General features: G+C 65.4%; 24 protein-coding genes and 1 riboswitch. Of the genes, 10 read left to right on the forward strand and 14 right to left on the reverse strand.

The window, feature by feature from the left end; all coding sequences use genetic code 11:
- Positions 1-18: 18 nt before the first annotated feature.
- The 3 genes from AC5RU7_RS15920 to AC5RU7_RS15930 are packed head-to-tail and all read left to right on the forward strand — an operon-like array spanning position 19 to position 2,992.
- Positions 19-642 carry an ECF transporter S component gene (locus AC5RU7_RS15920; RefSeq protein ID WP_494053048.1) on the forward strand — a complete coding sequence of 208 codons (624 nt, stop codon included), beginning with the start codon at positions 19-21 and terminating at the stop codon, positions 640-642.
- The gene (locus AC5RU7_RS15925) at positions 642-2,195 is read left to right on the forward strand and encodes an ABC transporter ATP-binding protein (protein ID WP_494053049.1); all 1,554 of its coding nucleotides are present in this window, start codon (positions 642-644) and stop codon (positions 2,193-2,195) included. The genes AC5RU7_RS15920 and AC5RU7_RS15925 overlap by 1 nt, the downstream gene beginning before the upstream one ends.
- Positions 2,192-2,992 (forward strand): energy-coupling factor transporter transmembrane component T family protein, encoded by an 801-nt coding sequence (locus AC5RU7_RS15930; RefSeq protein WP_494053050.1) that lies wholly within the window; start codon positions 2,192-2,194, stop codon positions 2,990-2,992. Before AC5RU7_RS15925 ends, AC5RU7_RS15930 begins: the two co-directional genes overlap by 4 nt.
- Here the strand turns inward: AC5RU7_RS15930 and AC5RU7_RS15935 are convergent.
- The gene (locus tag AC5RU7_RS15935; protein WP_494053051.1) at positions 2,989-3,822 is read right to left on the reverse strand and encodes a glycoside hydrolase family 25 domain-containing protein; all 834 of its coding nucleotides are present in this window, start codon (positions 3,820-3,822) and stop codon (positions 2,989-2,991) included. The genes AC5RU7_RS15930 and AC5RU7_RS15935 overlap by 4 nt on opposite strands.
- A gap of 199 nt (positions 3,823-4,021) precedes the next feature.
- On the opposite strand from AC5RU7_RS15935, the gene AC5RU7_RS15940 reads away from it, so the two are divergent.
- The 3 genes from AC5RU7_RS15940 to AC5RU7_RS15950 all read left to right on the forward strand — a co-directional run bounded on the left by AC5RU7_RS15940 (position 4,022) and on the right by AC5RU7_RS15950 (position 7,215).
- Positions 4,022-5,545, forward strand: a complete 1,524-nt coding sequence (locus tag AC5RU7_RS15940; RefSeq protein WP_494053052.1) for a UDP-N-acetylglucosamine 1-carboxyvinyltransferase — start codon at positions 4,022-4,024, stop codon at positions 5,543-5,545.
- Between the two features lie 67 nt (positions 5,546-5,612).
- Positions 5,613-6,842 (forward strand): glutamate--cysteine ligase 2, encoded by a 1,230-nt coding sequence (locus AC5RU7_RS15945; protein WP_494053053.1) that lies wholly within the window; start codon positions 5,613-5,615, stop codon positions 6,840-6,842.
- A 49-nt stretch (positions 6,843-6,891) separates the two neighbouring features.
- A complete protein-coding gene (locus AC5RU7_RS15950) occupies positions 6,892-7,215 on the forward strand; it encodes a DUF1905 domain-containing protein (protein WP_494053054.1) in 324 nt (107 codons plus the stop codon).
- On the opposite strand, the gene AC5RU7_RS15955 is transcribed toward AC5RU7_RS15950, so the two are convergent.
- Genes AC5RU7_RS15955 through AC5RU7_RS15965 form a run of 3 tightly spaced genes read right to left on the reverse strand, consistent with a single transcriptional unit; the run spans position 7,212 to position 9,100 of the window.
- Positions 7,212-8,420, reverse strand: coding sequence for an O-succinylhomoserine sulfhydrylase (locus AC5RU7_RS15955; protein WP_494053055.1), 1,209 nt, complete (start codon positions 8,418-8,420; stop codon positions 7,212-7,214). The two genes, AC5RU7_RS15950 and AC5RU7_RS15955, sit on opposite strands and share 4 nt — an antisense overlap.
- Complete coding sequence (locus AC5RU7_RS15960; protein ID WP_479772852.1) at positions 8,421-8,831, reverse strand: rhodanese-like domain-containing protein; 411 nt, start codon at positions 8,829-8,831, stop codon at positions 8,421-8,423.
- The gene (locus tag AC5RU7_RS15965; RefSeq protein WP_494053056.1) at positions 8,828-9,100 is read right to left on the reverse strand and encodes a DUF1737 domain-containing protein; all 273 of its coding nucleotides are present in this window, start codon (positions 9,098-9,100) and stop codon (positions 8,828-8,830) included. Before AC5RU7_RS15965 ends, AC5RU7_RS15960 begins: the two co-directional genes overlap by 4 nt.
- 13 nt (positions 9,101-9,113) lie before the next feature.
- Positions 9,114-9,228, reverse strand: a riboswitch (SAM riboswitch).
- 235 nt (positions 9,229-9,463) lie between these two features.
- Between AC5RU7_RS15965 and opgC the strand changes: the two genes are divergently transcribed.
- Positions 9,464-11,938, forward strand: coding sequence for an OpgC domain-containing protein (gene opgC / locus AC5RU7_RS15970; RefSeq protein ID WP_494053057.1), 2,475 nt, complete (start codon positions 9,464-9,466; stop codon positions 11,936-11,938).
- A 106-nt stretch (positions 11,939-12,044) separates the two neighbouring features.
- Here the strand turns inward: opgC and AC5RU7_RS15975 are convergent, their stop codons facing one another.
- The 3 genes from AC5RU7_RS15975 to AC5RU7_RS15985 all read right to left on the reverse strand — a co-directional run bounded on the left by AC5RU7_RS15975 (position 12,045) and on the right by AC5RU7_RS15985 (position 13,971).
- Positions 12,045-12,299 (reverse strand): hypothetical protein, encoded by a 255-nt coding sequence (locus tag AC5RU7_RS15975; protein WP_494053058.1) that lies wholly within the window; start codon positions 12,297-12,299, stop codon positions 12,045-12,047.
- Positions 12,300-12,532: 233 nt separating this feature from the next.
- Positions 12,533-13,000: a pyridoxamine 5'-phosphate oxidase family protein gene (locus AC5RU7_RS15980; protein ID WP_494053059.1), complete on the reverse strand. Its 468-nt coding sequence runs from the start codon at positions 12,998-13,000 to the stop codon at positions 12,533-12,535.
- Positions 13,001-13,041: 41 nt separating this feature from the next.
- Entirely contained in the window at positions 13,042-13,971 is a 930-nt protein-coding gene (locus tag AC5RU7_RS15985) for an aminodeoxychorismate lyase (protein WP_494053060.1), read from the reverse strand.
- A gap of 132 nt (positions 13,972-14,103) precedes the next feature.
- Here AC5RU7_RS15985 and cls point away from each other — a divergent pair, with 132 nt between their 5' ends.
- Complete coding sequence (gene cls, locus AC5RU7_RS15990; RefSeq protein ID WP_494053094.1) at positions 14,104-15,543, forward strand: cardiolipin synthase; 1,440 nt, start codon at positions 14,104-14,106, stop codon at positions 15,541-15,543.
- Positions 15,544-15,561: 18 nt separating this feature from the next.
- On the opposite strand, the gene AC5RU7_RS15995 is transcribed toward cls, so the two are convergent.
- The 6 genes from AC5RU7_RS15995 to AC5RU7_RS16020 form a co-directional block, all read right to left on the reverse strand.
- Positions 15,562-16,836 (reverse strand): multidrug effflux MFS transporter, encoded by a 1,275-nt coding sequence (locus tag AC5RU7_RS15995; RefSeq protein ID WP_494053061.1) that lies wholly within the window; start codon positions 16,834-16,836, stop codon positions 15,562-15,564.
- 61 nt (positions 16,837-16,897) lie between these two features.
- Complete coding sequence (locus tag AC5RU7_RS16000; RefSeq protein ID WP_494053062.1) at positions 16,898-17,125, reverse strand: hypothetical protein; 228 nt, start codon at positions 17,123-17,125, stop codon at positions 16,898-16,900.
- A 91-nt stretch (positions 17,126-17,216) separates the two neighbouring features.
- Positions 17,217-19,580, reverse strand: a complete 2,364-nt coding sequence (locus tag AC5RU7_RS16005) for a beta-xylosidase/alpha-l-arabinosidase (RefSeq protein ID WP_494053063.1) — start codon at positions 19,578-19,580, stop codon at positions 17,217-17,219.
- A gap of 2 nt (positions 19,581-19,582) precedes the next feature.
- On the reverse strand, positions 19,583-20,401 hold the full coding sequence (locus tag AC5RU7_RS16010; protein WP_494053064.1) for a carbohydrate ABC transporter permease: 819 nt from the start codon (positions 20,399-20,401) through the stop codon (positions 19,583-19,585).
- Positions 20,402-21,355, reverse strand: a complete 954-nt coding sequence (locus AC5RU7_RS16015) for a carbohydrate ABC transporter permease (protein ID WP_494053065.1) — start codon at positions 21,353-21,355, stop codon at positions 20,402-20,404.
- 8 nt (positions 21,356-21,363) lie between these two features.
- Positions 21,364-22,662 (reverse strand): extracellular solute-binding protein, encoded by a 1,299-nt coding sequence (locus tag AC5RU7_RS16020; RefSeq protein WP_494053066.1) that lies wholly within the window; start codon positions 22,660-22,662, stop codon positions 21,364-21,366.
- Positions 22,663-22,803: 141 nt separating this feature from the next.
- Between AC5RU7_RS16020 and AC5RU7_RS16025 the strand changes: the two genes are divergently transcribed.
- On the forward strand, positions 22,804-23,829 hold the full coding sequence (locus AC5RU7_RS16025; RefSeq protein WP_494053067.1) for a LacI family DNA-binding transcriptional regulator: 1,026 nt from the start codon (positions 22,804-22,806) through the stop codon (positions 23,827-23,829).
- Positions 23,830-23,858: 29 nt separating this feature from the next.
- The gene (locus tag AC5RU7_RS16030; RefSeq protein ID WP_494053068.1) at positions 23,859-24,770 is read left to right on the forward strand and encodes an aldose-1-epimerase; all 912 of its coding nucleotides are present in this window, start codon (positions 23,859-23,861) and stop codon (positions 24,768-24,770) included.
- 102 nt (positions 24,771-24,872) lie between these two features.
- On the opposite strand, the gene AC5RU7_RS16035 is transcribed toward AC5RU7_RS16030, so the two are convergent.
- On the reverse strand, positions 24,873-26,039 hold the full coding sequence (locus AC5RU7_RS16035; protein WP_494053069.1) for an endo-1,4-beta-xylanase: 1,167 nt from the start codon (positions 26,037-26,039) through the stop codon (positions 24,873-24,875).
- Positions 26,040-26,189: the final 150 nt, after the last annotated feature.

The raw sequence follows: 26,189 nt of genomic DNA on the forward strand, positions 1-26,189 counted from the left end.
CCCAGGAGGATTTTTTTCATGAGCACTGCAGCAATCAAGAAGACCACCAGCAAGTCCTGGCGCGTCGTGGACATCGTGGTGGCGGCCCTGATCGCCATCGCCGGCGGCGTGATTTTCTGGGCCTGGTCCCAGGGCGCGGCCGCGGTCTCCGCGCCCATGAACGCGGTCTACCCGCCCCTGACCGGCCTGATCGCCGGCGGCTGGATGATCCCGGCAGTGCTGGGCATGCTGATCATCCGCAAGCCCGGCGCGGCGCTGTTCTGCGAGACCGTGGCAGCCACCGGTGAGCTCCTGATGGGCTCGCAGTACGGCGCCTCCGTGCTGTTCTCAGGCTTGGTCCAGGGCCTGGGCGCCGAAATTATCTTCGCGATCTTCGTTTACAAGAAGTTCAACCTGCCGGTGTCGCTGCTGGCCGGTGCTGCCGCGGGCCTGTTCTGCGGCCTGAACGATTCCTTCGCGCCGTGGGGCTGGAACATCGCGTACTCCGGCGGTGACAAGCTTGCCTACATCATCTTCACCGCGATTTCCGGCGCGGTCATCGCCGGTGCCCTGTCCTGGATCGCCACCCGCGGCCTGGCCAGGACCGGGGTCCTGAGCTCCTTCGCTTCCCGCAAGGCGGCAACGGAGCCCGTCTTCTCCTGATGCAGGCACCTACCCACCACGGCACGGCCGGGGCGGTGCGGCCGGCCGCAGTCACGGCGCGTGGCTGGGGCTGGCGGCATGCCGGGCGCGCCAGGCCCGCCGTCCACGCCCTTGACCTGGACATCTCACCGGGGGAGCGCGTCCTGCTGCTCGGGGCCTCGGGCGCCGGCAAGTCCACGCTGCTGCACGCCCTCGCCGGGGTCCTGGGCGATGTGAACGACGACGGCGAGGCCGGCGACTCCGACGAGTCAGGTTCACTGCTCGTCGACGGCGGGTCCCCCCGGGGGCAGCGCGGACGTGCTGGACTGATGCAGCAGGACCCCGAAACCCAGGTGGTCCTCTCCAGGGTCGGGGACGACGTCGCGTTCGGCGCCGAGAACCTCGCCGTCCCCCGCGACGCCATCTGGACCCGAGTGCACGAGGCGCTCGCCGACGTCGGGCTGTCCCACCTGCCGCTGGACCATCCGACGTCGGCGCTGTCCGGCGGGCAGAAACAGCGGCTTGCGCTGGCAGGCATCCTGGCGATGCAGCCCGGGCTGATCCTGCTGGACGAGCCCACCGCCAACCTTGATCCGGCCGGTGTGCTGGAGGTCCGTGACGCCGTGGCGCGCTGCCTGGATAAAACCGGTGCCACGCTGGTGGTGGTGGAGCACCGGGTGTCGGTGTGGAAGGACCTGGTGGACCGGATCGTGGTCCTGCAGCCGGGCTCGGCCGCCGATCCTGGCGTCCTCCTGGACGGTCCGCCGGACCGGGTCCTGGACGAGGCCCGCACCATGCTGGCCGCCGCCGGGGTGTGGGTGCCCGGCTACGTGCCGGCCACCCGTCCCCGCGCAGCCGGCACCGGCCCAGGCGCGGGAGACCTGATGCTGGCCGCCGAGAAAGTGGCTGTGTCCCGGGAACGCCCGCGCCGCAGCGGATTCCGGAAAATCCAGCCGCTTCCGGTGCAGGAGGACATCACCGCGCGGGTACGGGCCGGGCAGGCGCTTGCCATCACCGGGCCCAACGGTGCCGGTAAGTCCACCTTTGCACTGACCCTCGCGGGGCTGCTGGAGCCCGTTGCGGGCAAGATCTCCGCAACAACCCGCCTGAGCCGGGGCGCGGGAATCGACCCCTTCAGGTGGAAGGCAGAGCAACTGATTGAGCGGATAGGCACGGTGTTCCAGGAGCCGGAACACCAGTTTGTCACCGGCAGGGTGAGTGATGAGCTGCTGTTTGGCCCGCGCCATCTGGGCCACGGCGAGGACCGCGTTGACGAGCTGCTGGAGCGGCTGAGGCTCACCCCGCTGGTGGATGCCAATCCCTACACCCTCTCGGGCGGGGAGAAGCGGCGGCTCTCGGTGGCAACCGTCCTGGCGGCCAGCCCGCAGGTCCTGGTACTGGATGAGCCCACATTCGGCCAGGACGCCAACACCTGGGCTGAGCTGGCGTCCTTCCTCTCCGAGCTCCTGGACTCCGGCACCGCCGTGGTGTCCGTGACCCACGACGCCGAGTTCACCGCCGCCCTGGGCGGAACCGAGCTGAAGTTGGCCGCGGCGGAAAAGGTGGCCCTGTGAGGCAGGAACTGCACCTGCGCGGCAACAACGCCCTGCTGACCCGCGCCAATCCGCTCAGCAAGCTGGCCGCCGTCCTCCTGATCACCGTGGTCCTGGCGCTTTCCATCGACTGGGTGTCCGCTTCGGTGGCGCTGGCCTTCGAGGTCCTGCTGTTCCCGCTTGCCGGGCTCACGTTCACGCTGCTCTGGCAGCGTGGATGGCCGCTGATCCTCGCCGCCGCCGTGGGCGGTTGGAGCACCTCAATCCTCGCGCCGGACAGCGGAAGGACGCTGATCGACGTCGGCATCTGGACCATGAGCGAAGGGTCCCTGGAGACGGGGCTCGGGTTCATGCTCCGCGGGCTCGCGATTGCGCTGCCGGCGGTGCTGCTGATGAGCTGCACCGATCCCACCGATCTCGCGGACGCGCTGGCCCAGAAGGCCCGCCTGCCGCACCGGTTCGTGCTGGGCACCCTGGCCGCCATGCGCCTGGTGGGCCTGCTGGCGGAGGAGTGGCAAACCATTGGCATGGCACGGCGCGCGCGCGGTGTGGGGTCGCGCGGCAACGTGCTGCAGCGGGCGAAAGCCACCCTGGGGCAAAGCTTCGGCCTCCTGGTTCAGGCCATCCGGCGGGCGTCGAGGCTGGCAGTCACCATGGAAGCGCGTGGATTTGGCGGCGGGACCCGAACCTGGGCCCGCGCCTCAACCTACAGTGCGCTGGATGCGTGGGTGCTGGCGGGCGGCCTGCTCATGGCGGGACTCGCAGTGGTGGCGGCCGTGTCTGCCGGTACCTGGAACATGGTGTGGCTGGGAAGCTAGGGTTCCTGCGTGCACGCATGGTTGTAGTCGAAGCCCCGCGCCACGAACTGGGTCAGGACCACGGTGCCCCCGCCCGTGAGCGGTGCGTTTAGGCACGCGCCGGCCGCCCGGTATGCGTTGCGGGCGCCGGCCAGCCAGCTCGGCAATCGGTACAGGTTGCTGGTGCTGCTGACGTTGCCAACGATCCGGCCCCACTGCAGGGACGTGGAGTAGATACCCACTCCCTTGACGTTGATGCTGTGGAAGAAGTCCGTCATGCCCTCCAGGACGGCGCGGTTGGCGTCCTTGTCGCCGGACCAGCTGTTTTCGGTCTCCACGTCGAGCCACCAGACATAGCCGGCGGGATTAGTGATTCCCCGGACGTAGGCGTCGTCGTAGGCCTTCGCCCAGCCGTACATGTAGGCGCAGGCTTTGCCGTAGTCCCCCTCCCTGCAGGGGCCGTAGGGGTTGTGGACCTGCCGCCCGATGGGGTACTCGTTGTTGGCGGGCCACCAGGAGCCGGAGCTTCCCGGATTCGCGGTATTGACGTACAGCGAAACCGCCGGCTGGCCGGGCAGGCCGGGGGAAGCGGCTGCCCACTCAAGTTGTTCGTCCAGGCAGGGGTTGGTGGTGTTCGCCAGTCCGTTGTTGACGCCGACGATCCCGAAAGCCTGCCCCCTCGGCAGCTCCTTGTTGCACTGCGGCCATGACACGTCGTTGCCGAGCAGGGACTGGCCGCCCTCGCCCGGGGAGGGCGCCGCGGAAGCAGGACCCGCTACGGCCAGCAGTACGGCTGCCGCCAGCAGCCAGGCAAGCCTGAACGGGAACGGGCGGGCATGGTGCCGGAGCATTGCGCCTTTCCTTGGTGTCGGGGAAGGGACGTGCACTTCCAGTCTCCCGCCGGGGTGCCGGCGGAACAAGCAGCTGATGCTCAAGAACGGAGGGTGTTCCAGCAAGGTCTCTATCGCATAAAGCGGGTATGGGTCGTCTGGGAGGGCCGTTATGCGGCCGTGATGACGCCGAATAACTCATTTATGATATATTTCTGGCATGACGCAGGAAACCACTGAGCACGTTGCCGCCATGCTGAGGGATGCCCGGACCGAGAAGGGCTGGACCCAGGGCCAGTTGGCTGCCGAGCTGGGAACCAGCCAGAGCGCAGTGGCCCGGATGGAGCAGGGAAAGCAAAACCTGAGCCTGAAGATGATCCAGCGCCTGGAAAGCATCTTCGACCGGAGCATCGTCAACGTGGGCAAGCCGCAGATGACGCACCTGCGCGTGGAGGGCGGGCGGACCCTCTCCGGCGCCGTCGACGTGAACAGCAGCAAGAACGCCGGCGTCGCCCTGCTCTGCGCCAGCCTGATCAACCGCGGCACCACCGTGCTCCGCCGCCTGGCCAGGATTGAGGAAGTCAACCGGATCGTGGAGGTCCTAACCAGCATCGGTGTGGAGTGCACGTGGCTGAACGATACCGACCTGCGGCTCCGCCGGCCGGCCGTCCTGGACCTTGAGGCAATGGACGTGGATGCCGCGCGCCGGACCCGCAGTGTGATCATGCTGCTGGGTCCGCTGCTGGATGAGACGGAGGAATACCGGCTTCCGTATGCCGGGGGTTGCGATCTGGGGACCCGCACGGTTGAGCCGCACATGCAGGCCCTGCGCCAGTTCGGGCTTTCGGTGGAGGCCACGGCGGGCTTCTACGCCATCCAGGCACCGCCGCCGGATGCCCGGGACCGTTCCTTCGTCCTCACCGAGCGCGGCGATACCGTCACCGAAAATGCAATCATGGCCGCCGCGCACCGCGAGGGAACCACGGTCATCCGCAACGCCAGCCCCAACTACATGGTCCAGGACCTCTGCTTCTACCTGCAGATGCTTGGCGTGACCATCGACGGCGTGGGAACCACTACCCTCAGCATCACGGGCAAGCCCGTTATCAATGCGGACATCGAGTACTTCCCGTCGGAGGACCCCATTGAGGCCATGAGCCTCATCACCGCCGGGATCGTCACAAATTCCGAGGTCACCGTCCGCCGCGTGCCCATCGAGTTCATGGAGATTGAGCTTGCCACGCTGGGCCAGATGGGGCAGCAGCTGGAAATTTCCGGCGAGTACATGGCGCGCAACGGCCGGACCCGCCTGGTGGACGTCACCACCAAGCCGTCGGAGCTGCACGCACCCGAAGACAAAATCCACCCCATGCCGTTCCCCGGCCTCAACATCGACAATCTGCCGTTCTTCGCCGTGATAGCAGCCAATGCCACAGGCCAGACCATGATCCACGACTGGGTCTACGAAAACCGTGCCATCTACCTGACGGAGCTGAACCGGCTGGGGGCCCAGGTGCAGCTGTTGGATCCGCACCGCATCTATGTCAACGGGCCCACCAAGTGGCGCGCGGCCGAAGTCGGGTGCCCGCCGGCACTGCGGCCGGCAGCGTGCCTGCTGCTGGCCATGCTCGCGGCCCGCGGGGTGTCCGAACTGCGGAACATCTACGTCATCGAGCGCGGGTATGAGGACCTGGCGGAGCGGCTGAACACCATCGGCGCCAAGGTGGAGTACTTCCAGGACTGAGCATTAACGCTTCGTCATGAACGGCAGGGCCGCTTCAAATACGTTCCCGCTGCCGCAGAATGTCAATATGCGTACATTCGGCGTGGAGGAAGAGCTCCTGATTGTTGATCCGGAGACCGGGGAGCCGCTGGCGCTGGCCGACGCGCTGCTGTCCGGCCGCCGGGTGGCTGCCGACGATTCCGCCCAGGATCCGCATGCGCTTGTGACCGAGGACAAAACGGTCTATGACGACGACGAGACGGGCCTGAGTGCCGAACTGAAGCTTGAGCAGATTGAGACCCAGACCCGGCCCTGCCTTGAATCCGGCAGCCTGTTGGACCAGATCAGGGCCGGACGGTTGCTCGCAGACCAGGCCGCGAAGAAACACAACGCCCGCGTCGCCGCGCTGGCCACCTCGCCGCTGGGCCTGAACAGCCACACCACTCCTGATCCGCGCTACGCCAGGATGCTGGAACGCTTCGGGCTGACCGCCCAGGAGCAGCTGACGTGCGGCTTCCATGTCCACACCTTTGTGGAATCACCCGAAGAAGGCGTGGCGGTGCTCGACCGCATCCGCGACAAACTGGCCGTGCTGACGGCGCTCAGCGCCAACTCGCCGTTCTGGAACGGGCTGGAGACCGGTTTTGAAAGCTACCGGACCCAGGCGTGGAACCGATGGCCGACGGCGGGGCCGGCGGGCATCTACGGCACCTACGCGGCCTACCGTCGGCTGGTCACCAGGCTGCTGGACACGGGCGTGATGCTGGACGAAGGGATGATCTATTTCGACGCCCGGCTGTCCCGCAACCATCCCACCGTGGAGGTGCGGGTGGCCGACGTCTGCCTGCGGGCCGAGGATGCGGCCCTCCTCGCGGTCCTGGTCCGTGCCCTCGTGGAGACCGCCAGCCGGGAGTGGCGGGAAGGCGTGGAACCTGTACCGGTACCGACTGTCCTGCTGAGGATGGCTTCCTGGCAGGCCAGCAGCGGGGGCCTCGGAGGGGAGCTGCTGGACTTTGGAAGCTTCCGGCCAGCCCCCGCGCCCGAGGTTGTGCGTTCCCTGGTGGAGTACCTCGCGCCGGTGCTGGAGGAACAGGGTGAGCTCGACCTGGCGCGGCAAGGCGTGGAAGCGATCATCGCCCGCGGCACAGGGGCAGCCGAGCAGCGCCGGGTCCGTGACCGGTTGCTGTCGGGGCCATCGACCAAGGACATGGGCTTCGGCGCCGTCGTGCGGCATGCCGTGAACGTCACCATGCGCGGCGACTTGGACCTCTCGGAAGTCGACGCCGTTCCCGACCTGCTGCGGGTGCGGCAGGCCTAGCCAGTTGGTAACCGTGGCGTTAGGGAAGGCCACGTGCCATACTCGGCGCGTGGCGCCGTCGTACTCTTTTCATGCCGAGCTTTGGCTCTATCCCGGCGAAGCGGGCTGGCACTTCCTCACCCTGCCGCCGGACGTGGCGGACGACATTGCAGAGCAAAGCGAGGCCGGCAACAAGGCCTTCGGCTCGGTCAAGGTCGCGGTGGAAATTAGCGGCCACCGCTGGCTGACGTCCATCTTTCCGGACAACAAAATGGGGTCGTACCTGCTTCCCGTCAAGAAAGCTGTACGGGAAAAGGCGCGCATCAAGGCGGGCGATAGCGTGGACGTCCGGCTGGAGCTCCAGCCGGACAATGCTTCGCCGGGAGAAAGCTAGATCTGCTTCAGCGCCTGTTCGAGGTCGCGGATCAGGTCGTCGGCGTCCTCGAGCCCAACGGACAGGCGCACCACGCCGTCGCTGAGGCCGATGGCAGCCCGTCCCTCCGGCCCCATCGCACGGTGCGTGGTGGTGGCTGGGTGCGTAATCAGGGATTTCGAATCGCCCAGGTTGTTGGAGATATCGATGATCCGCAGCCCGTCCAGCAGGGCGAAAGCGGCTTCCTTGCCCGAGCGGCCGCCGGACGGAGCGAGCTCCAGGGTGAGCACCGTGCCGCCGGCGCGCATCTGCCTGGCAGCAAGTTCGTACTGCGGGTGCGACTTCAGCAGCGGGTACTTCACCCAGCTCACGGCAGGCTGCTGCTCCAGCCATTCGGCGAGCCGGAGGGCTGTTGTGGAGGAGTGGTTGACACGCAGCGCCATGGTCTCCAGGCCTTTGGTCAACACCCACGCGTTGAACGGCGAAAGCGACGGGCCGGTGTGGCGCATCAGCTGCTTGACCGGACCCTCGATGTACTCCTTGGTGCCCAGGATGGCACCGCCCATCACCCGGCCCTGGCCGTCAATGTGCTTGGTGCCGGAGTAGACGATGACGTCCGCGCCCAGCTGGCCGCAGCGTTGGAGCAGGGGAGTGGCAAAGACGTTGTCGACGACGACGGTGGCCCCGGCAGCGTGCGCAAGTTCGCTGACCGCGGCGATGTCCACGATCTCCTGCATCGGGTTGGACGGAGACTCGAAGAAGACGGCGGTTGTGGGCTGGGACAGGGCGGCGCGCCACTGCTCCAGGTCCGGACCGTCCACAAAGACGGTCTCCACGCCCCACCGCGGCAGGATTTCGTTGAGGATGACGAAGCAGGAACCAAAGAGCGAACGGGCGGCCACCACGCGGTCCCCGGCAGCGAGCAGGGCGCCCAGGGCGGTGAACACGGCGGACATGCCGGACGCGGTGGCAAAGCACGCCTCCGTTCCTTCGAGCAGCCGGAGCCGCTCCTGGAAGGTCGCCACGGAGGGGTTGCCGTACCGGGAGTAGACGAAGCGCTCATCCTCGCCGGTGAAGGCGCGTTCCGCAGCAGCGGCGGATTCGTAGACGAAACCCGAGTTCAGGAACACCGCTTCGGACGTTTCCTGGAAGTTGGTGCGGTCCAGCCCGCCGCGGACGGCCTGGGTGTCGGGGCTCCAGCCGGCGGCGTCATTATTGAAGGTCACTTAGTTCTTTCCCAGGTTGGTCGGCAGGCCGCGGTTCTTCCAGCCATTGACGGTCCGTTCGCCGTAGCGGTCCGGGTCGCCTTCGAACCCCTCCAGGACGTTGTAGGAGGTGAAGCCGGCCTGCGTCGCGGCGATGGCGGCGGAGATGGAGCGCTGGCCGGAGCGGCAGATGAACACCAGCTCCGTGTTGGAATCCTCCGGCGCCTGCTGGCTCAGGTCCTTCAGGAAATCCGGGTTGGGAATGCCGCCGGGGAATGTCCACTGGATGAACAGTGGATCGTTGTCCGTGGCCTTGGTGTCCGGAATGCCGATGTGCGCCCATTCGCCCTCGGTGCGCACGTCCACCAGGATGGCGCCCTGCTCAAGCTTGGCCCAGGCTTCCTCCGGCGTCAGGTCTCCCGCGTAGCTCATGCGTGGCCCTCGCCGTCGAACTCGAGGTCCTCGCTGGCTGCTTCCAGGTCGTCAACAGCGGTGGCGACGGCGGCGTCCGCCGATGCGATGGCGGCCGGCAGGACCACGGCCTGGGCCACGATGACGCTGGTGCCGTTGAAGGCTGCCGCCGGGCTTCCGTGCAGGACGTAGCCTTCGGCGAGTGCGGTTGAGATCCGCTCACAGAATTCACGGTTGTCCGGGCCGCTGATGAGGCGGTAGGACAACTTTTCTTCGGGGGCGTCGGACACGACGGATCTCCTTCTCTCACGCTTGCAGCTCGAATCGGTCGATATGCCGAGTATTCACCTGAGGCACCCCGCCGCGGAAGGAGGGTTGCCGACCGGCCAGTCAGGGCTTGGCGCCGGTACTCATTACTCCCCAAAAACGTAACATCTGGCACCGGCGGCCGCATCGCCGTCGTCGTCATGTTGCGTAACTGAAGCGGAAACGCTGCCGAAGGCGGCGAGGCGGTGCCGTCACCGGTGAACGGCCGACGGCGGTATCACCGCAGGTGGGCGGGTCTTTCTTTCCCATCCCGGCGCGACGGCCCGATACAGTTCTTGGGGGGCAGCGCCCCGCCGTGAAAGATCAGCACTGGGGGTCCCTTGAACATGCGAACAGCCACGCCCTGCCGCCGCCCCCGTCCGGCCCTGGCCCCCCGTCTTCGCGTGGCCTGGGCGTTCCTTGCCGTACTTGCTGTTGCGTATGTGACTGCGGTCCTGCCGGCGGGGGCGGCCCGGGCAGCCGAACCCGCACCGGACGCGGGCAAGCCGCTGCTCGGCGTCGTCCTGGAATGGGGCGAGGACACCGCTGCAGGGTTTGCCGAGCGGCTGGGAGCGTCACCGGCTGTCTATGGACACGACATCGCTTTTCCCTACCGTTCCTCCGAGCAGAACGACATCAAGGGATTCCTTGAACAGTCCTCGCTCCAGGGCGCCCACGCCATGCTCACGGTCAAGCCCACGGTGCCGCTGGAGCAGATAGACGCCACGGCAGCCGAGTCATTCGCCGGGGAAATCAGACGGCTTACCGCGCAGTTCCATGGGCAGGTGCTGGTGCGGTTTGCCCCGGACATGAACGCCTCCTGGGTGGAGTGGGGCCAGCAGCCGGCCGAATACCGGAAGGCGTTCCAGGCTGTCTCCGCGGCATTTGGGGATTCCGGCAACGGCCGGACGGTTATGGTCTGGGAGCCGTACCTGGGCAAGGACTACCCCTTTGACCGGAACCGGAACGCGCCGGCCCGCGGAAGCGACGGTTTCGCCTTGCTGGATACCAACGGCGACGGTGCCTGGAACGGGTCTGACAGCGCCTACGAACCGTACTATCCGGGTGATGATGCCGTGGACTGGGTTGGCCTGACGGCTTTCCATGACGATACCGCCGGTGGCGCCGCAGTCAATACCGTTCCGCGCGCCGGTGAGCTGGAGGACATGCTGACGGCCTCGGGCGGCGAAAACTTCTACGCCACCTATGCCGAGGAGCGGGCCAAGCCGTTCCTGCTGCAGACCGCCGCCTTCTACAGCCCCGCGTCCGGCGGCGCGTCCGAGGCTGAGATCAAGACCGGCTGGTGGGACCAGGTGGTGGGCACTGCCACGTCGGCAGAGTTTGGCAGGACGTCCGCGGTGGTCTGGGACGAGCGCACCAGCACCAGGGACACCGGCGTGGCCAGCATCGACTGGCTCCTGACCGGCAGCCCGGAGATCGCCCGGGCGGCGCTGGACCGGCTGGAGGCCTCGCCCTTGGTGACCGGTCCCGTCACGGAGGTGTCCACCGGCGGCAGCGACTATGTCCGGGCAAACACGCTGGCCGGGGCTGCCGCCTGGACAGTATGGGCCGCACTCGTCATCCTCCTGGTGGCCCTCTGGCAGATTCCGCGGCGCGTTCACGCCGCAACAGCTTGGGGTTACACGGACCCGTCCGGCAGGGATTCGCGCGTGGACCTGCTGCGCGGACTGGCCATCGTGTTTGTCGTGGTCAACCACCTGGGCATGACGTCCCTGTTCCAGCTCCTGACCCAGGAGGCGGTGGGCTTCGTTTCGGGTGCCGAACTGTTTGTCCTCTTCTCCGGTCTAGTGGTGGGCATGGTCTACGGGCCCCGGGTGAAAGACGATTTTGGAACCGTCGTGGACCTGACGTCCCGACGCGCCGGCAAGCTCTACCTGACTGCACTGATAGTCCTCGTGGGCGTCTTCCTGGCTTCGCTGCTGCCGGTTTTCCGCATCGACGCGCTAACCACCTTCGTGGACCAGGGGACCGGCGGGGCAGGGCACGACGGCGCCGGGCGCACCTACGACCTTTATGCAGGAATGGAGCAACTCTTCCAGTTCCCGGTGCCGGCCCAGGTCCTCCCCGCCGTCCTGCTGCTGCAGTTCGGTCCGTGGCAGTTCAACGTGATGGGGCTGTACGTGGTGCTGCTGCTGGCCAGCCCCTTTATTCTTGCCGCCCTCAACCGGGGCAAGGCCGTGTGGGTGCTGGCCGGCACCCTGGCGGTCTACGCCGTCGGCGCCGCCACGCGCTTCCGGCTCCTGCCGTCGCAGTTCGAGGACTCGTTCCCGCTGCTCGTGTGGCAGGTGCTGTTCGTGCTCGGCCTGGTGGCCGGATTCCACCGGCGCAGTATTGTCGACTGGCTTTCGGCGCGGACATGGGTGGTGGCCGCCTGCACGGCGCTCGCGTTCCTGCTGGCTTTCCTGTCCTGGGGGAACCCCTATCTTGCCAACGGCTTCGACGTCCGGCTGGCCATTGTCCCGGACACCCTGTACCGGACGGTCTACGACGCCCTCTTTGCACGGACCTACCTGGCACCCGGCCGGCTCCTCAACGTCCTGGTCCTGGTGGTCGCTGCCTACGCATTCCTCACCGCGTACTGGAAGCCGGTGCAGCGGGCTTTGGGCTGGTTCCTGATTCCGCTGGGCCGCGCGACGCTGTACGTGTTCATCATGCACGTGGTGCTGATTGCCGTGGTGGCGAACATCCCGGCCCTGCAGCAGGAGAACGTCCTGCTGAACACGGCTGCCTACGCCGCGGTGCTGGGGCTGCTGTGGGTGATGGTCCGGACGAAGTTCCTTTTCCGGATCATTCCTACGTAGGAGCTGGCACCGGGCACCGGCGGCTGTTCGAGACATAAAAAAGCGGCGGGAACCGCTGGCCCTTGCCCTCGGTACACGCCGCCCTTGTGTCCTGGGCCTGGTTCTCCTAGACCAGGCCCGGGTAACTGGCCATGATGTAGTCCGTGGCCGCGGGGCCCTTCATTTGGAGGCCGGTGCGGTCCGGGCTGATCCTGTCGCGCATGCCAGCCCAGAAGCTGTCCTCCGGACTGAGTGCCTGCTGATTGATGAAGCACCAGCTGGTGTAAAGCCCGTACAGGCGGTCACGGTCCAGGCTGTGTTCGGAGGTTTGGTCCAGGTAGGTAGCTTCACGGAGAAAGATGTCGAACTGCGAATGTGCCATGACGGCTTCCCTTCGCTAAGTGCGGTGGCGCTGCCGTTCGGCTACAGCAACAGACCTCACATGCCGTGCACGGGGCAATGGAGTGGAACTGGGTCCTTCAAGAAAGGAGGACCCCACGCGGGATGGACGCCCATCTACAGTGTAGACTCTACGCGTAGACTAAGCATCCGGCAAGCGTCTTGATTAACTCGCTGGAACACCGCTTTCAATGCCACCTGTCTTAGCGAAGCGGGCTATTCGAACGAGGCCCGCCGCCGGTCCTGCAGTCGGGTGTTCCAGATGTCCGGACGGGCCACCCTGAAGCGGCGGCCGGTCAGGGCCCGCGGGGAAATCCGGATGTAGTGGCTCTTCTCTCCGGGCTGCCAAGGCTCCAACCCCAACGCGTCCACGGCGTCCTTTTCCGCCTGGTCTTCCATGATTTCGGTGTCCCCGCGCAGCACCACGCTCCAAGCTTCCTCTGTGTGCGGATCGTAGCCGTCGATTTCCAGGGCGGCCGGGCGCTCCTGGGCGGCCCCCCACAATTTGGTCACCCCGGACGTGCGGAAAGTGATGCTGCGGCGGTAAACCAAGTAGTTGATGGGGAAAATCTCCGGATGGCCGTCCACCACCAGGGCAAGGCGGCCCAGGGTGTCGGCGGCCAGGAGTTCCCAGCACTCGTCGAAGGTCAGGTTGTCATCTGGCTGCGGCGCGCGTGAATCCATGAACCACACCCTACGGGCCGGCCGGCCGGGGGAACAGCACTTTACTGAATGCCGGCGAAAAGTTCACTCAGCTCAGCGGTCAGCTCCTTCTGGAGCGACGGCGTCCCGATCTCCTGCCCGTCAATCCGGTTGACGGGCGCGAGCAGGCGCACGCTGGAGATCAGCCACACGGCGTCGGCGTCCAGCAGGTCCTGCGGCACCAGCGGCCCGTACCCCAGTTCCCAGCCTGCTTCCCTGGCGGCCCTGAACAGCGCTCCCTGGGAAGTCCCCGCCAGGATTCCGCTGTCCAGCTGCGGTGTGACGAGGCGCTTGACTGTTGTGCCGCCGTCGGACTTGTCCACGTGGGCAAGGAGCACCGTGGACGTGGGACCCTCCAGGACCCGGCCATCGGAGGAGATGAAAATGACGTCGTCGGCGCCCTGCTTGTGGGCGTGGCGGAGCGCCGCCATGTTGACGGCATAGGAGAGGGTCTTGGCGCCGAGCAGCAGCCACGGGGCGCGCTCTGCGGCATCACTGTCATAGCCGCGGTCAAGGAGGATGACATCGATGCCGGTCTCACGCTGGCGGCGGGCGGCCGTTCCCACTGGCGAAACCTGGACCCACGCGGTGGGGGCAGCGGCGCCCTCAGCCCCGCGGGTCACCACCAGCTTGACCACCAGTTCATCATCGCCGCCCGAAACAGGAGGGTGCTGGGAACGGTGTTCGGCAATGGCGGCGGCAATGGCCCGGCGCCACTGGTCCTGCCCCGGGATCGCGAGGTCCAGTGCTTCCCCGGAACCGTCCAGGCGGTCCAGGTGCGCCTGGATTTTCCGGACGTTGCCGCCGACGGCGAGCATAGTCTCGAACGCCCCGTCACCGCGGGTGGCACCTTGGTCCGTGACCAGCAGCTGCGGCTGGGACGCGTCGGCCAGCCGGCCGTTCGGGAAAGCAGGATCAAGGAAAACAAGAACCACGGAAGCAGGTGACGTCATGGCTCCAGCTTAGTGCGGCGCCACGCCGATAAGCTGGGCTGAGTGCCCCGGCCGGAATCCGTCCGCCGGGAGCCCGTGAGCCCGGGGGTTTTTCCGTTGTTGTGGCCATTTTCGCTTGCCGGCACCGCACCGATGTGGGTGGTGGTGGTGCTCGGCGTCGCCGACCTGGTCATCAGGGTGCTCGCCGTTGGGATCATCCCCGGAAACCGGAGGCCCACCACTGCGATGGCGTGGCTGCTGGGCATCTTCTTTGTCCCGTTTGTGGGCATCATCCTGTTCCTGCTGTTCGGCAACTTCCAGTTGTCAAAGCGCCGCCGGGAGCAGCAGCAGGAGGTCAACGAGAGGGTACGTGCCGGTATCTCGTCCCTCGCCGACGTCGAAAGCCATTACCCGGGCCCGGAATGGGTCACCTCCGCCGCGGAACTCAACCGCCGGCTGGGATCCCTGCCCATGGTGGACGGCAACTCGGTTGACCTCCTCCCCGGATACCCGGACTCCATCCTCACCATGACGGAAGCAGTGCGGAAGGCGAAGAAGTTCGTCAACGCAGAGTTTTACATCATGAGCACGGACCACATCACCGACGACCTGCTCACCGCCCTGGAGGAGGCGGCCGAACGGGGCGTGGAAGTGCGCGTGCTTTTCGACCACATCGGCACCCTCCGGGTCCAGGGCTACAAGAAACTCCTCAAGCGCCTCAGGGCGGGCAAGATCCAATGGAAGCGGATGCTCCCGCTCATGCCCATCCACGGCCAGTGGCGCCGGCCGGACCTCCGGAACCACCGCAAAATCATGGTGATCGACGGCGAAATCGCGTTCACCGGCTCCCAGAACCTGATCGAGCCCTCGTACAACAACCCCCGCCACCGGAAGGCCGGAAGGGAATGGGTGGAACTGATGGCGTGCCTGCGCGGCCCCATTGTCACCACCCTGAACGTTGTCTTCGCCACGGATTGGCTGAGTGAAACCGACGAGTCGCTGGAGCATCAGCTGCAGCTGCCGGCGAACCCCCACCCGGGCAACGTCACCGCGCAGGTGGTGCCCAGCGGCCCCGGCTTCATCACCGAGAACAACCTGCGCCTGTTCAACACGCTCATCTATTCCGCACAGCACCGAATCTCCATCTGCAGCCCCTACTTCGTGCCGGACGACTCGCTGCTATACGCCATCACCACTGCAGCCCAGCGGGGCGTGGACGTGGAACTCTTCGTCTCCGAGAAGGGTGACCAGTTCCTGGTCCACCACGCCCAGCAGTCCTACTACGAGGCTCTCTTGGAGGCCGGCGTCCGGATCTACCTCTACAAGGCCCCGTTCGTGCTCCACGCCAAGCACTTCACCATCGACGACGAAGTGGCTGTCCTGGGCTCCAGCAACATGGACATGCGCTCCTTCTCACTGAACCTTGAGGTGTCCGTGATGCTGCTCGGCGAGGACATCGTCACCAAGATGCGGGCGGTGGAGGACACCTACCGGGACATTTCGCACGAGCTCAAGCTCCCCGTGTGGCGCAACCGTCCCTTTGCAGCGCGCTACGTGGACAACGTTGCCCGGCTGACCGCAACGGTGCAGTAAGGGCCTGGGCGTGTACCGCTAGTCCTCGGCCGGGACCCGCTCGTCATCCGGGCGGTCCGCGTGGTCCGGCCATCCGCCCCTGCGGTAGGCAGGGGTTCCGGCGGCAAGCACAAGCACTGTCACAACACAGCTGCCGATCATGACGCCCACCATTGAGAGCGCGGTTCCACCCAGCAGTCCCACCAGGGGACTGACAAGCCCGGCAACGCCGGACTGCAGGGCACCGATAACGGCGGCCGCGGTCCCGGCCATATGCCCGTAGTTGTGCAAGGCGAGCACGGAGGCATTCGCCGGGATCATTCCCTGTGCACCCAATACAAGCCAAAGCCCTGCCATAAGGCCCACTGCTCCACCGGCGCCCGTGGCCACCGTGGCCAGGAGGATCATTGCAAGGGCCAGTTGGACAAGAACGGCAGTGCGCAGGAGGCGCACGGGCGGGAACTTCCGGACCAGCATGGCATTCAGCTGTGCCGAGAGGACAAGCGCAGCACCGTTGAGCGCGAAGGCGAGGGCGAACTGCTGCTCGGTGAAGCCGTACTCGTTTTGGAAAACGAAGGGGGAACCCACCACGTAGCTCATGATCAGGGCAAGGCCGAGCCCCGGTATGACGGCCAGGGCCATAAAGTGTCTGTCGCGCAGGAGTGACCAGTAGGCGCCGGCGACATGCCGGGGGTGGCCAGGGCTGCGGCTGCCGTCCGGCAGCGTTTCGGGCATGAACTTCAACACGATGGCCACCAGGACGACGCCGATGAGCGCCAGTACGTAGAAGACGGCACGCCAGTGCCAGATCCCGGCGACGGCCTGGCCAACAGTGGGGGCAAAAAGGGGAGCGACGCCGATGACCAGCATCAGGCGGGAGAGCAGGCGGGCGGCGGCTGAGCCTACAAACCGGTCACGGATGACGGCGATGGCCACCACGGCGGCCGCGGCGTTGAAGAAGCCTTGCAGGACGCGCAGCCCAGTGAGTGTCTCGATGTTGGGCGTGTTGGAGCACAGCAGCGAAATCACGATGTGCATGGAGATGCCGATGACCACGGGCAACCGCCGCCCGAACCGGTCCGAGAACGGGCCGATGACAAGTTGCCCTATGCCGCCGCCGAGGAGGGTTCCGGACAACGTCAGCTGGGCTGCGGCCTGGGTGGTTTCCAGATCCTCAACGACGGCTGGCAAGGACGGCAGGTACATGTCCGTCGTGACTGCGGGAAGCGCTGCCAGGGCTCCCAGCATCAGGACGTATTTGAAGCTGCGCGCCGGCCGGGGGCTGGCGTTTGGGGATTGCGGGGTGTCCGTCACGCGGCAAACCTAACTTGTTGGAAGCTTTGATGGTGTGGGATTGCCGCATGGCTCGGGCGGTTCAGCCGGCGGTGTCCAGGTGGTTCTCGGATTCCCGTGTCTGCCCATAGGGCACCTGGTCGGTGAGTTCGACCGTGAAGTGCCCTGCGCCCCGTTTTGTCACGAGGATCCCCATGCCAGGGTATTCCCTGGCAAGGTCGCGGAGCTGCCGGACCGAAGCATTGAGCTTTTCGTCCGCCTCGGAGCGGGTAGTGGCAGAAATCGTCAGGAGATGCGGGCTGTTGCCCATGTGGTTTCCTTTCGCTCGTGGACTGCTGGGTCCGGTGCTGCAAGGTGAGGTGTACGGCCGGGGCGCCCGGGCAGGAAACCCCGGCCGTACATCAGTTGCCCGGCTTAACCTGGACGTCGCAGTGCAGCCGGCGGGTATGGTCCACGGTGCGTGTTTCGCCGGTGAGGGCGACTGTTGCCTGCAGGCGGATATCCCCGCTTGAGGCGCCGAAGCCGAGCTCGAGATCACCGGGCTCGACGATCCGCCGGCCGTCCCGGCCGGTGAAAGACGCGACGTCGGCCGGGACTGTGAAGGCTACGCGGGCGGAAGCTCCGGGTTCCAGGGGTACGCGGGCATAGCCCACGAGCCGCTGCTCCGGGCGGACAACTGAAGCCACGGGGTCAGACAGGTACAGCTGGACAAGTTCTGTTCCGGCCCTGTCCCCGGTGTTGGTGACGGTGACACTCGCCTTAACTTCGCCGTCCACCGGCACTGCGGTGGGTCCGTCCACGGTTAGCGTGCTCCACTCGAAAGTGGTGTAGCTGAGGCCATGGCCGAACGGGTAGGCCGCGGCCGGATCGATATTCGAGACGCTGCTGGCCCGGGCCAGCTTGGATGCCAGGTATGTGGAGGGCTGTGCCCCGGGCCGGGCGGGGATGCTGACAGGAAGCCGCCCGCTTGGGTTGACCCGGCCGCTGAGGACCTTTGCAACGGCAGGGCCGCCTTCTTCGCCTGGGAAGAACGCCTGGACGATTGCTGCGGCATTCTCGACGGCGGAGCCAACGGCATAGGGGCGGCCGGTGAGGAGTACGACAACTACCGGAACGCCGGTTCCGATCAGCCGGTCCAGCAGTTGCTGCTGGACGCCCGGGAGCACCAGCGATTCCGCGTCGCAGCCTTCGCCACTGGTTCCCCGGCCGAACAGTCCGGCGCGGTCGCCGAGGACGGCGATGACGACGTCGGCGTTGGTGGCGGCAGCAACGGCGTCGTCAAACCCTTCGGTGGAGGAGCCGTCAACCGAGCAGCCCGCTGCCACGGTAACGGTGCTGTCCGGGAATTCGGCCCGCAGGGCCTGCGCCACGGTAGGCAGTTCGATGCCAACCGGGACGTCCGGATGCTGGCCGCCGACGTGCGCCGGGAAGGAGTAGCAGCCAAGGAACGCCTGCGTGTTGTCCGCATTCGGTCCGACGACGGCGATGCGGCCGGGGTGCGCGAGCGGCAGGATGCCGTTGTTGCTGGCCAGGACGATCGACTGCTCGGCAATCAGGGCGGCGAGCTTCCGGTTGGCCTCGGTATCCAGCGTGAGGCTGCCTTCCAGCCCGGCGGTATCAAGCAGGTCGGCGTTCGCCAGGGCAGGCGGAACCGCCGACCAGTCCTCATCAAGCAGGCCCAGTTCAATTTTCTGCACGAGGACCCGGTGCAGGGCACGGTCCACCATGCTCGCGGGGAGGCGCCCGGCCTCTATCTCCGCAATGAGATGCTCGCCGAAAGCGTGCACGGTGGGAAGTTCGACGTCGACGCCCGCCGCCAGCGCGGCGGCCGCCGCTTCACCGAGGGATCCGGCGACGCCGTGGAGGTTCTTGAGGAAGGCCACCCCGAAGTAGTCGGCCACTACCGTGCCGCTGAAGCCCCACGTATCGCGGAGAAGCCCGGTGAGCAGGGAGGCATCGGCGGCCGTGGGCACGCCATCCATGTCCGTGTAGGCGTGCATGACCGAGCGGACGCCCGACTCGCGGATGGCCATCTCGAAGGGCGGCAGCAGGACGTCCGCCTGCTCCCGGGCGCCAACGGAAACAGGTGCGAGGTTCCGGCCGGCCTTGGACGCCGAATAGCCCACGAAGTGCTTGAGGGTGGCGATGATGCCGCTGCTCTCCAGGCCCTGGATGTACGCGGTGGCCAGGGTTCCGATGAGATAGGGGTCCTCGCCGATGGTTTCCTCCACCCGCCCCCAGCGGGCGTCACGTACGACGTCCAGGACGGGGGCGAGGCCCTGGTGCACGCCTACGGAGCGCATGTCAGCGCCGATCGCGGCGCCCATGGTACGGATGATCTCCGGGTTGAAGGTGGCACCCCAGGCAAGGGGGACCGGATAGGCGGTGGCCTGCCAGGTGGCGAAGCCGGCGAGGCATTCTTCGTGGACCAGGGCAGGGATGCCGAAACGGTTGGCTCCGGCGATACGCTGCTGGGTCCGCTGGAGCGACAAGGCGCCCAGGGCAGGGTCCACTGGTGCTGTGCCGAACGGCCTGGTGAGCTGTCCAAGGCCGTTCGGCAGGATTTCGTCCAGGTCGACGGGAGGATTCATCTCATTTTGGTGGGGTGCCACTTCGCCGCCTTCAGTGGAGGCGCCCACCCACACCCCGAAGAGCTGGGCGGTCTTTTCCCGAAGGGTCATGGCTGCGATGAGGCTGTCGGCGCGCTCTTGCGGTGGGGCCGTGGTGTCGCGCCAAGGCGCGCTGTGGGTTTTGGTTTCCGTCATGATTACTTTCCGCCAGCGCCCATGAGGCCCTGGACAAGCGCGCGGCGCGCGAAGAGGTAGGCGAGCAGTACCGGCACCATGGAGAGGGTCACGGCGGCCAGGAGTCCCGGGATGTTGATGCCGAACTGCGTCTGGAAGTTGAACAGGCCAAGGGTGACCACCCGGGTTGATTCGGACTGCGTAAGGATCAGCGGGAAAAGGAACCCGTTCCATGCCTGAAGTGCCGAGAACACCGCGATGGTGGACAGTCCACCCTTGGACAGCGGCAGTACCAGGCGAAGGAAGGAACGTGCGGGGGTGGCGCCGTCCATGGCCATTGCCTCGTAGAGATCGGGAGTGATGTCCCGCATGGTTCCGCTGAGGATGATCGTGCAGATCGGAAGGGCGAAGGCCGCCGTCGGAAGAATGACGCCCAGCAGGTTGTCGTAGAGGCCCACGGTGTTGATCAGGTAGAACACCGGAACGATGACGGCCTGGGCGGGAATCGCCAGTCCCAGCAGGAACACGCGGAAAACGACCGAGGCGGCACGGCTCTGGCTCCGGACGATCGCATAGCTCAGCGGGGGTACCAGGAGCAGGACCAGGCCGACGACGCCGGCCGTAACGATGACCGTGTTGAAGAAGTACCGGCCGAACCCACTGGTGATGGCATCCACATAGTTCTGCAGCGTGAAGCTGGTAGGCAGGGACAGCGGACCATTGTCGCCGAATTCGGCACGCGTCTGGAATGTTGCAGACAGCATGACGTACAACGGCACCGCTACGATGGCCAGCCAGATGAAGGCTCCGATGCCGGCAAGGTAATTCGGACGCGTTTTCATTTAGAGCCCCTCCAGGGAACTGCGCATCTTGTCGTATCCGGAAACGCGGACCACAGCGAAGGAAATTGCCGTGGAGATGACGACGAGTACGAGGGCGATGGCGCTGCCGGCGCCGAAATCAAACCGGCGGAACGCCTCCTGATACATGTGGAAAGCGGTGATAGTGGTGCTGGTGCCCGGTCCGCCATTGGTCAGGATGAGGACTGTCTCAAAAGTGGTCAGGCCACCCACCACCATCAGGATCACGGACGTGATGATGCTGTTTTTCAGTTGCGGCAGGGTGATGCTGAAGAACTGCCTGACTGTGCCTGCGCCGTCAATTGATGCGGCCTGGTAGAGGACATGCGGAATCTGCTTCGCTGCGCCCTGGTAGATGAGCGTGTGGAACGGCGTGAACTGCCACATGCCCACGAAGATCAGCACCGCGATGGCACCCGTCTGGCTGCCCAGGATATTGCCGTCTCCGAACAGCCACGACATCTGGCCGGGAATGCCGAAGTTGGGGTCAAGAAGGGCACGCCACAGGACGGAGATCGCGGCCGAGGACAGCAGCAGCGGAACGAAGTAGATCGCGCTCAGGATGGCGCGGTTTTTCTGTGTGCCCGCCGCCCAGACTCCCAGCAGGATGCTCAGAGGTGTCTGGGTCACGATGCCAAGCACAATGAACAGCAGGCTGAGCCAGAGGCTCTGGAGCATGACCGGGTCCTGGAAGAGGGATTCCCAGTTTTTGAAGCCTACGAACTTGGGGTCGCCGAGGCCTCTCCACGTGGTGAAGGACAGCACTGCCACCGCGACAAGCGGGACCAGCGCGAAAAGTCCGAAGAATATGGTGGCAGGAAGGGCCCAGACAAAGCCGGGGCGGCTCGACGAGGAGCCGCCCCGGCGCGCGGGACGGCCCTCTTCGGGGCCGCCCGCGCGTGCCGGGCGCCTGCGGTTTGCAAGCGTCGTGGTCATGATTTTTCCTAGAGGCTCTGCATGGCCTTGATGAAGCCGTCTTCGTCAATCTGTCCGCTGAAGAACTGGGAGACGGCGGTGAGGATGGTGACAGTTGCTTCCGGCGGGTACGCCTGGTCCCAGGAAAGCTGGAACGACGGCGCTTCCTTGACCAGGTCGAACTGGTATTTTGCGTATTCGGGATCCGCCGCCTGGTCGAGGAATTTCTCCGTGTTCGAGGTGGTGGGGAGGTTACCGATTCCTACCTGCTCCTGCACGAACTGGTCCGAGTACATGAGCTTCAGGAAATCGCGGGCGGCTTCCGGGTAGCGGGTGTTCTTGTGGATCGAGTAGAAGTTGTTGGTGTTACCCACGAGGTTGTTCTCGTCACCTTTTCCGACTTCGATCTTCGGGAACTCGCTGTAACCGAGGACCTCCGCGGCGAACTGCGCGTCGTTGCTCTGCTGGGTGGAGTACTCCCAGGAGCCCATCAGTTCAAAGCCCGCCTTGCCGCTGGCAAGCAGGGCGGGGGACCCGCCGTCTGTGAACTTCACTGAGTCGAAGTTGGTGCCGAAGGCTCCTGCATCAACGAGTTCCCGAAGCATGCCGAGGGCTTTGCGGCTGTCTTCAGATTCCCAGACGCTGGTGTCCCCTTCGAGGGCCTTCTTGAAGAGGCCATCTCCGGCAACCCGGTCGTAAAGGTACTCAAACCACATCAGCGTAGGCCACCGGTCGCCGGCACCCAGCGCGATGGGGGTGATGCCCTTGTCCTTGAGGATCTTCACGTCCTCGAGCAGCTCTTCCCAGGTTGCCGGCGGGGCAGTGATGCCAGCGTCAGCGAGGACCTTGGAGTTGTTGAAGAGCATGACCGGTTGCGTGCCGCGCATCGGGATGCCGTAGGACTTTCCGTCAATAACGGCAGTGTCAAACACGGACGGCAGGAAGGCGTCCTTCAACTGCGGATCTTCCTTGATGAAATCGTCAAGGGGGAGCACGAGGTCGGCATCCACGAAACTCTTGATGCTGCCGCCGCCCCAGTTGAAGAAGATATCCGGGGCGGTCGGCGTATCCATGATGGTCTGCAGCTTCGACTGGTACTCGGCACCAGGGATTTTGTCGAGGACAACCTTCACCTCGGAGGTGGCGTTAAAGGCGTCGATCATTTTTTGTTCAACTGTGTTACCTGCGTCGCCGTACATGGCGACGTGGATCTCGTTCTCGGGCCGGCTCGACGAGCCGGACCCTCCCGAGCAGCCGGCCATCGTCAGGCCAAGGGCAAGAGCCGCACCGCCGGCAAGACTGCGGGCGACCCATCCGTGCTTGTTCATCTTCGAACGCCTCTCGAAAGTTTCGATGCTTTGATCGAAAGTTATGTGATGCCTGCAAGTGTAAGTTGCGTTACATCGACAGTGCAAGGCACGAAACTTTTGTGGCCCCTCATAAGGCAAACTGCCGCTATGCTGGTGCTCATGTCCAGCCCTGCATCTCCCGACACGCGCGTTACCCTCGCCCAGCTGGCCGAGGAGGCGGGTGTATCACTGTCCACTATTTCGAAGGTTCTGAACGGACGTTCCGACGTCTCTCGTAAAACACGTTCGAAAGTTGAGGAGCTCCTCGAGGAGCACGGCTACAAGCGGCGGAAGACCACCGCATCGAAGTCCCTCCTCCTGGAGCTGGTCTTTCATGAGCTCGAGAGTGCATGGGCGCTGGAAATCATCCGCGGGGTCGAAAACGTCGCAAAAGCGAATGGCATGAGCGTGATCCTCACCGAGAGCGGCACGAGGCATGCGCCCGGAGTTGACTGGGTTGAAGGCGTGATGGCACGCCGGCCGGCCGGCGTGGTCCTGGTCTTTTCCGATTTGCCACAGGAGTACCGGCAGCAGCTGGACGCGCGCTCCATCCCGTTCGTGATCATCGACCCGGCAGGCGACCCTGCCCCCGATGTGCCTTCGGTGGGGTCGGCCAACTGGGCCGGGGGCATGATGGCCACCCGCCACCTTATTGAACTTGGCCATACCCGCATTGCCGCCATCTCCGGTCCTGGGGACATGATGTGCTCCCTGGCCCGGATCGATGGCTACAGCTCCGCCTTGAACACTGCGGGCATTCCCATCGACCGGACCATCATCCGGTACGGCGATTTCCACGTGGACGGCGGCCGAAGCCATGCCCTTGAGCTGCTGCAGATGGAGCAGCGGCCCACCGCCATCTTCGCTGGCAGCGACCTGCAGGCCCTGGGCGTTCTGGACGCCGCACGCCAGCTTGGCCTGGCTGTTCCCGGCGAATTGTCAATTGTGGGATACGACGACCTCCAGGTGGCACGCTGGTCCAGCCCTGCCCTCACCACTGTGCACCAACCCCTGATCGAGATGGCCGAAGAGGCCGCCCGGATGGTCCTGCGCCTGCGGGAAGGTGAACGGCCCAACAACCTGCGCCTCGACCTTGCAACATCGCTTGTTGTCCGCCAAAGCACGGCGCCACCGGGCCAGGACTGACCCTGGCGGTGTTCCCGGAAAGGAACCTCATGTCATCCATCGTCAACACCAACGGTGAGTTCGTCACGCTCGAGGCGGGCGACTACACCGCAGCGGTCACCACTGTTGGAGCAGGGCTTCAGCAGCTTTCTTTCCGCGGCACGGACCTGGTCCTGCCCTTTCCTCCTGAGGAACTTCCTCCCGCCTTCGCCGGGAAGACCCTCATGCCGTGGCCGAACCGGGTCAGCGGCGGCGCCTACACCTTCCGCGGGCAGCATTACCAGCTACCCGTCAATGAGGCAGCCACCGGCAGTGCACTCCATGGGCTTGCCCTGTGGAGCGAATGGCGTGTGGAGCAGCGCTCCCAGGCCGAGGTGACGCTCACTTACCTGCTGCACGGCGAACCCGGGTATCCCTTTCCCCTCGCGCTAACGGCTTCCTACGCGCTGGACCCAATTGCCGGGCTGCGCATCGAGCTCAACGCGGTCAACCGCGGGACATCGCCGGCGCCCTACGGTTGCGGCTCACACCCTTATGTCACTGTTGGCGGCGAGGACATCGCCAAGTGCGAGTTGGAATTCCGGGCTGGCAAAGTGCTCCTGACGGACGAGCTACTCCGGCCCGCCGGCCTTGCTGACGCGAAGGGCACTGACTTCGATTTCTCGGCTGCCCGCCGCATCGGTTCGCAGTCCCTGGACCATGCCTTCACCGCTCTGCCGGAGGGGGAGTGGCACGTCATCCTGCGCAACCCCGGCCTCCAGCTGTCGGCGGTGGTTCAATCTACGGGAGCACAAGCCCCCTGGGTCCAGCTCTATTCAGGAGAGCTGCGCGGCCGGAAGGGGCTGGCGGTGGAGCCGATGAGCTGCCCTCCAGATGCCTTCAATTCCGGCAGCGATCTGGTCATCCTGGATCCGGGCCAGTCGCACACGCTTACCTATCGCATCCACGCCCTGGAGGGTTAGCCGCCACAGAAAAAGCGGCCCGGAACCTGATGGTTCCGGGCCGCTTTGTCAGGCCTGCGCTTTGTCAGCACTGGGCCTTGTCAGCACTGCAGGTGGCAGTGGTTACTGCCGGTACGCGGGGTGGTGGTTTGAGCGCTGTTCTCCGCCTGGGTTTGCCTGCAGAAGGGTGGACTGCAGTGCGTAGTACGACGGCTTGCGGGTGTAGTCCTCCCACATCACTGTTGCCTCGCCCTGGCCGCTGAAGAAGACAGGCACCCAGGAGTACTTGTCGTTGAAGCCCCAGATGGTGAAGGAGTTGCAGTCATCAACGTTCAGGCAGGCTTCCAGCGCGCGCTGGTAGTAGCTGGCCTGCTTGGCGAGTTGCTCCGCCGTGGGGGTTGCCCCGGCGGCAATGTTCATGCGGACGTCGATCTCAGTGACAGCCGTTTCCAGGCCGAGGTCATCGAAGCGCTGAAGGTTCGCCTGCAGGTCACCCGGGAAGCCGTACTGGGTGCTCAGGTGGCCCTGGACAGCGAAGCCGTCCACCTTGACGCCCTGGGCCTGGAGCTTCGAAATGAGGTCCACATAGGCCGTGCTCTTTGCGTTGATGCTCTCCACGCCGTAGTCATTGAAGAAGAGCTTCGCGTTCGGGTCCGCCGCATGGGCCCAGCGGAACGCGTCGGCGATGATCTCCGGACCGAGTTCCCGGATCCAGATGTTGTCGGTGGTGCGCAGGGTGCCGTTTTCATTGAAGATTTCGTTGGCAACGTCCCATTGCTGGATCTTGCCTGCGTAGCGGCTCACGACGGTGGTGATGTGGTCCTTCAGGATGGAGCGCAGTTCCTCCTTGCTGAAGTTGCCCTGCTCCAGCCATGCGGGGTTCTGGCTGTGCCAGAACAGGGTGTGGCCGCGGACCACCTGTCCGTGCTGCTGGGCGAATTCAACAATGGCGTCCATCTCGGCGAACCGGTACTGGTCCTTCTGAGGGTGGATGAACTCCCACTTGGCCTGGTTCTCAGGCGAGACAGAGCTGAACTCGGCAGCGAGGACTTCCCGGTACTGTGCGTCGGAAGTGAAGGGGTTGGGGTAGGGCATGGTTTCGTGGTGGCCGCCGCCGGCAACGGCTGTTCCGATCCGGACGCCCTTGGGCGCAGCCCAGCGCAGGGTGTCCTGCTTGGCAATGCCCGGTGCCTGCGGCTGGTCGTTCTGGCCGGCCGTTGCGGGCAGTGCCGTGGGAAGGACAAACGTCGACGCCAGCGCTGCGGCGGCGACTAGTTGGGCAACCTTCATTAAAGAGCTCTCCTTTGAGGTACAGAGTCAGTCGGACCACATAAGGCCGATGAACTAACTTCCGGAACTTTCCGGAAGTTAGTTGTTGTAGGTTAGGAACATTCCGGAGAGCGCGTCAAGGGTTTCTCGAAAACTTGTGACGCCCGGCGC

Source organism: Arthrobacter sp. K410C (assembly GCF_059090105.1).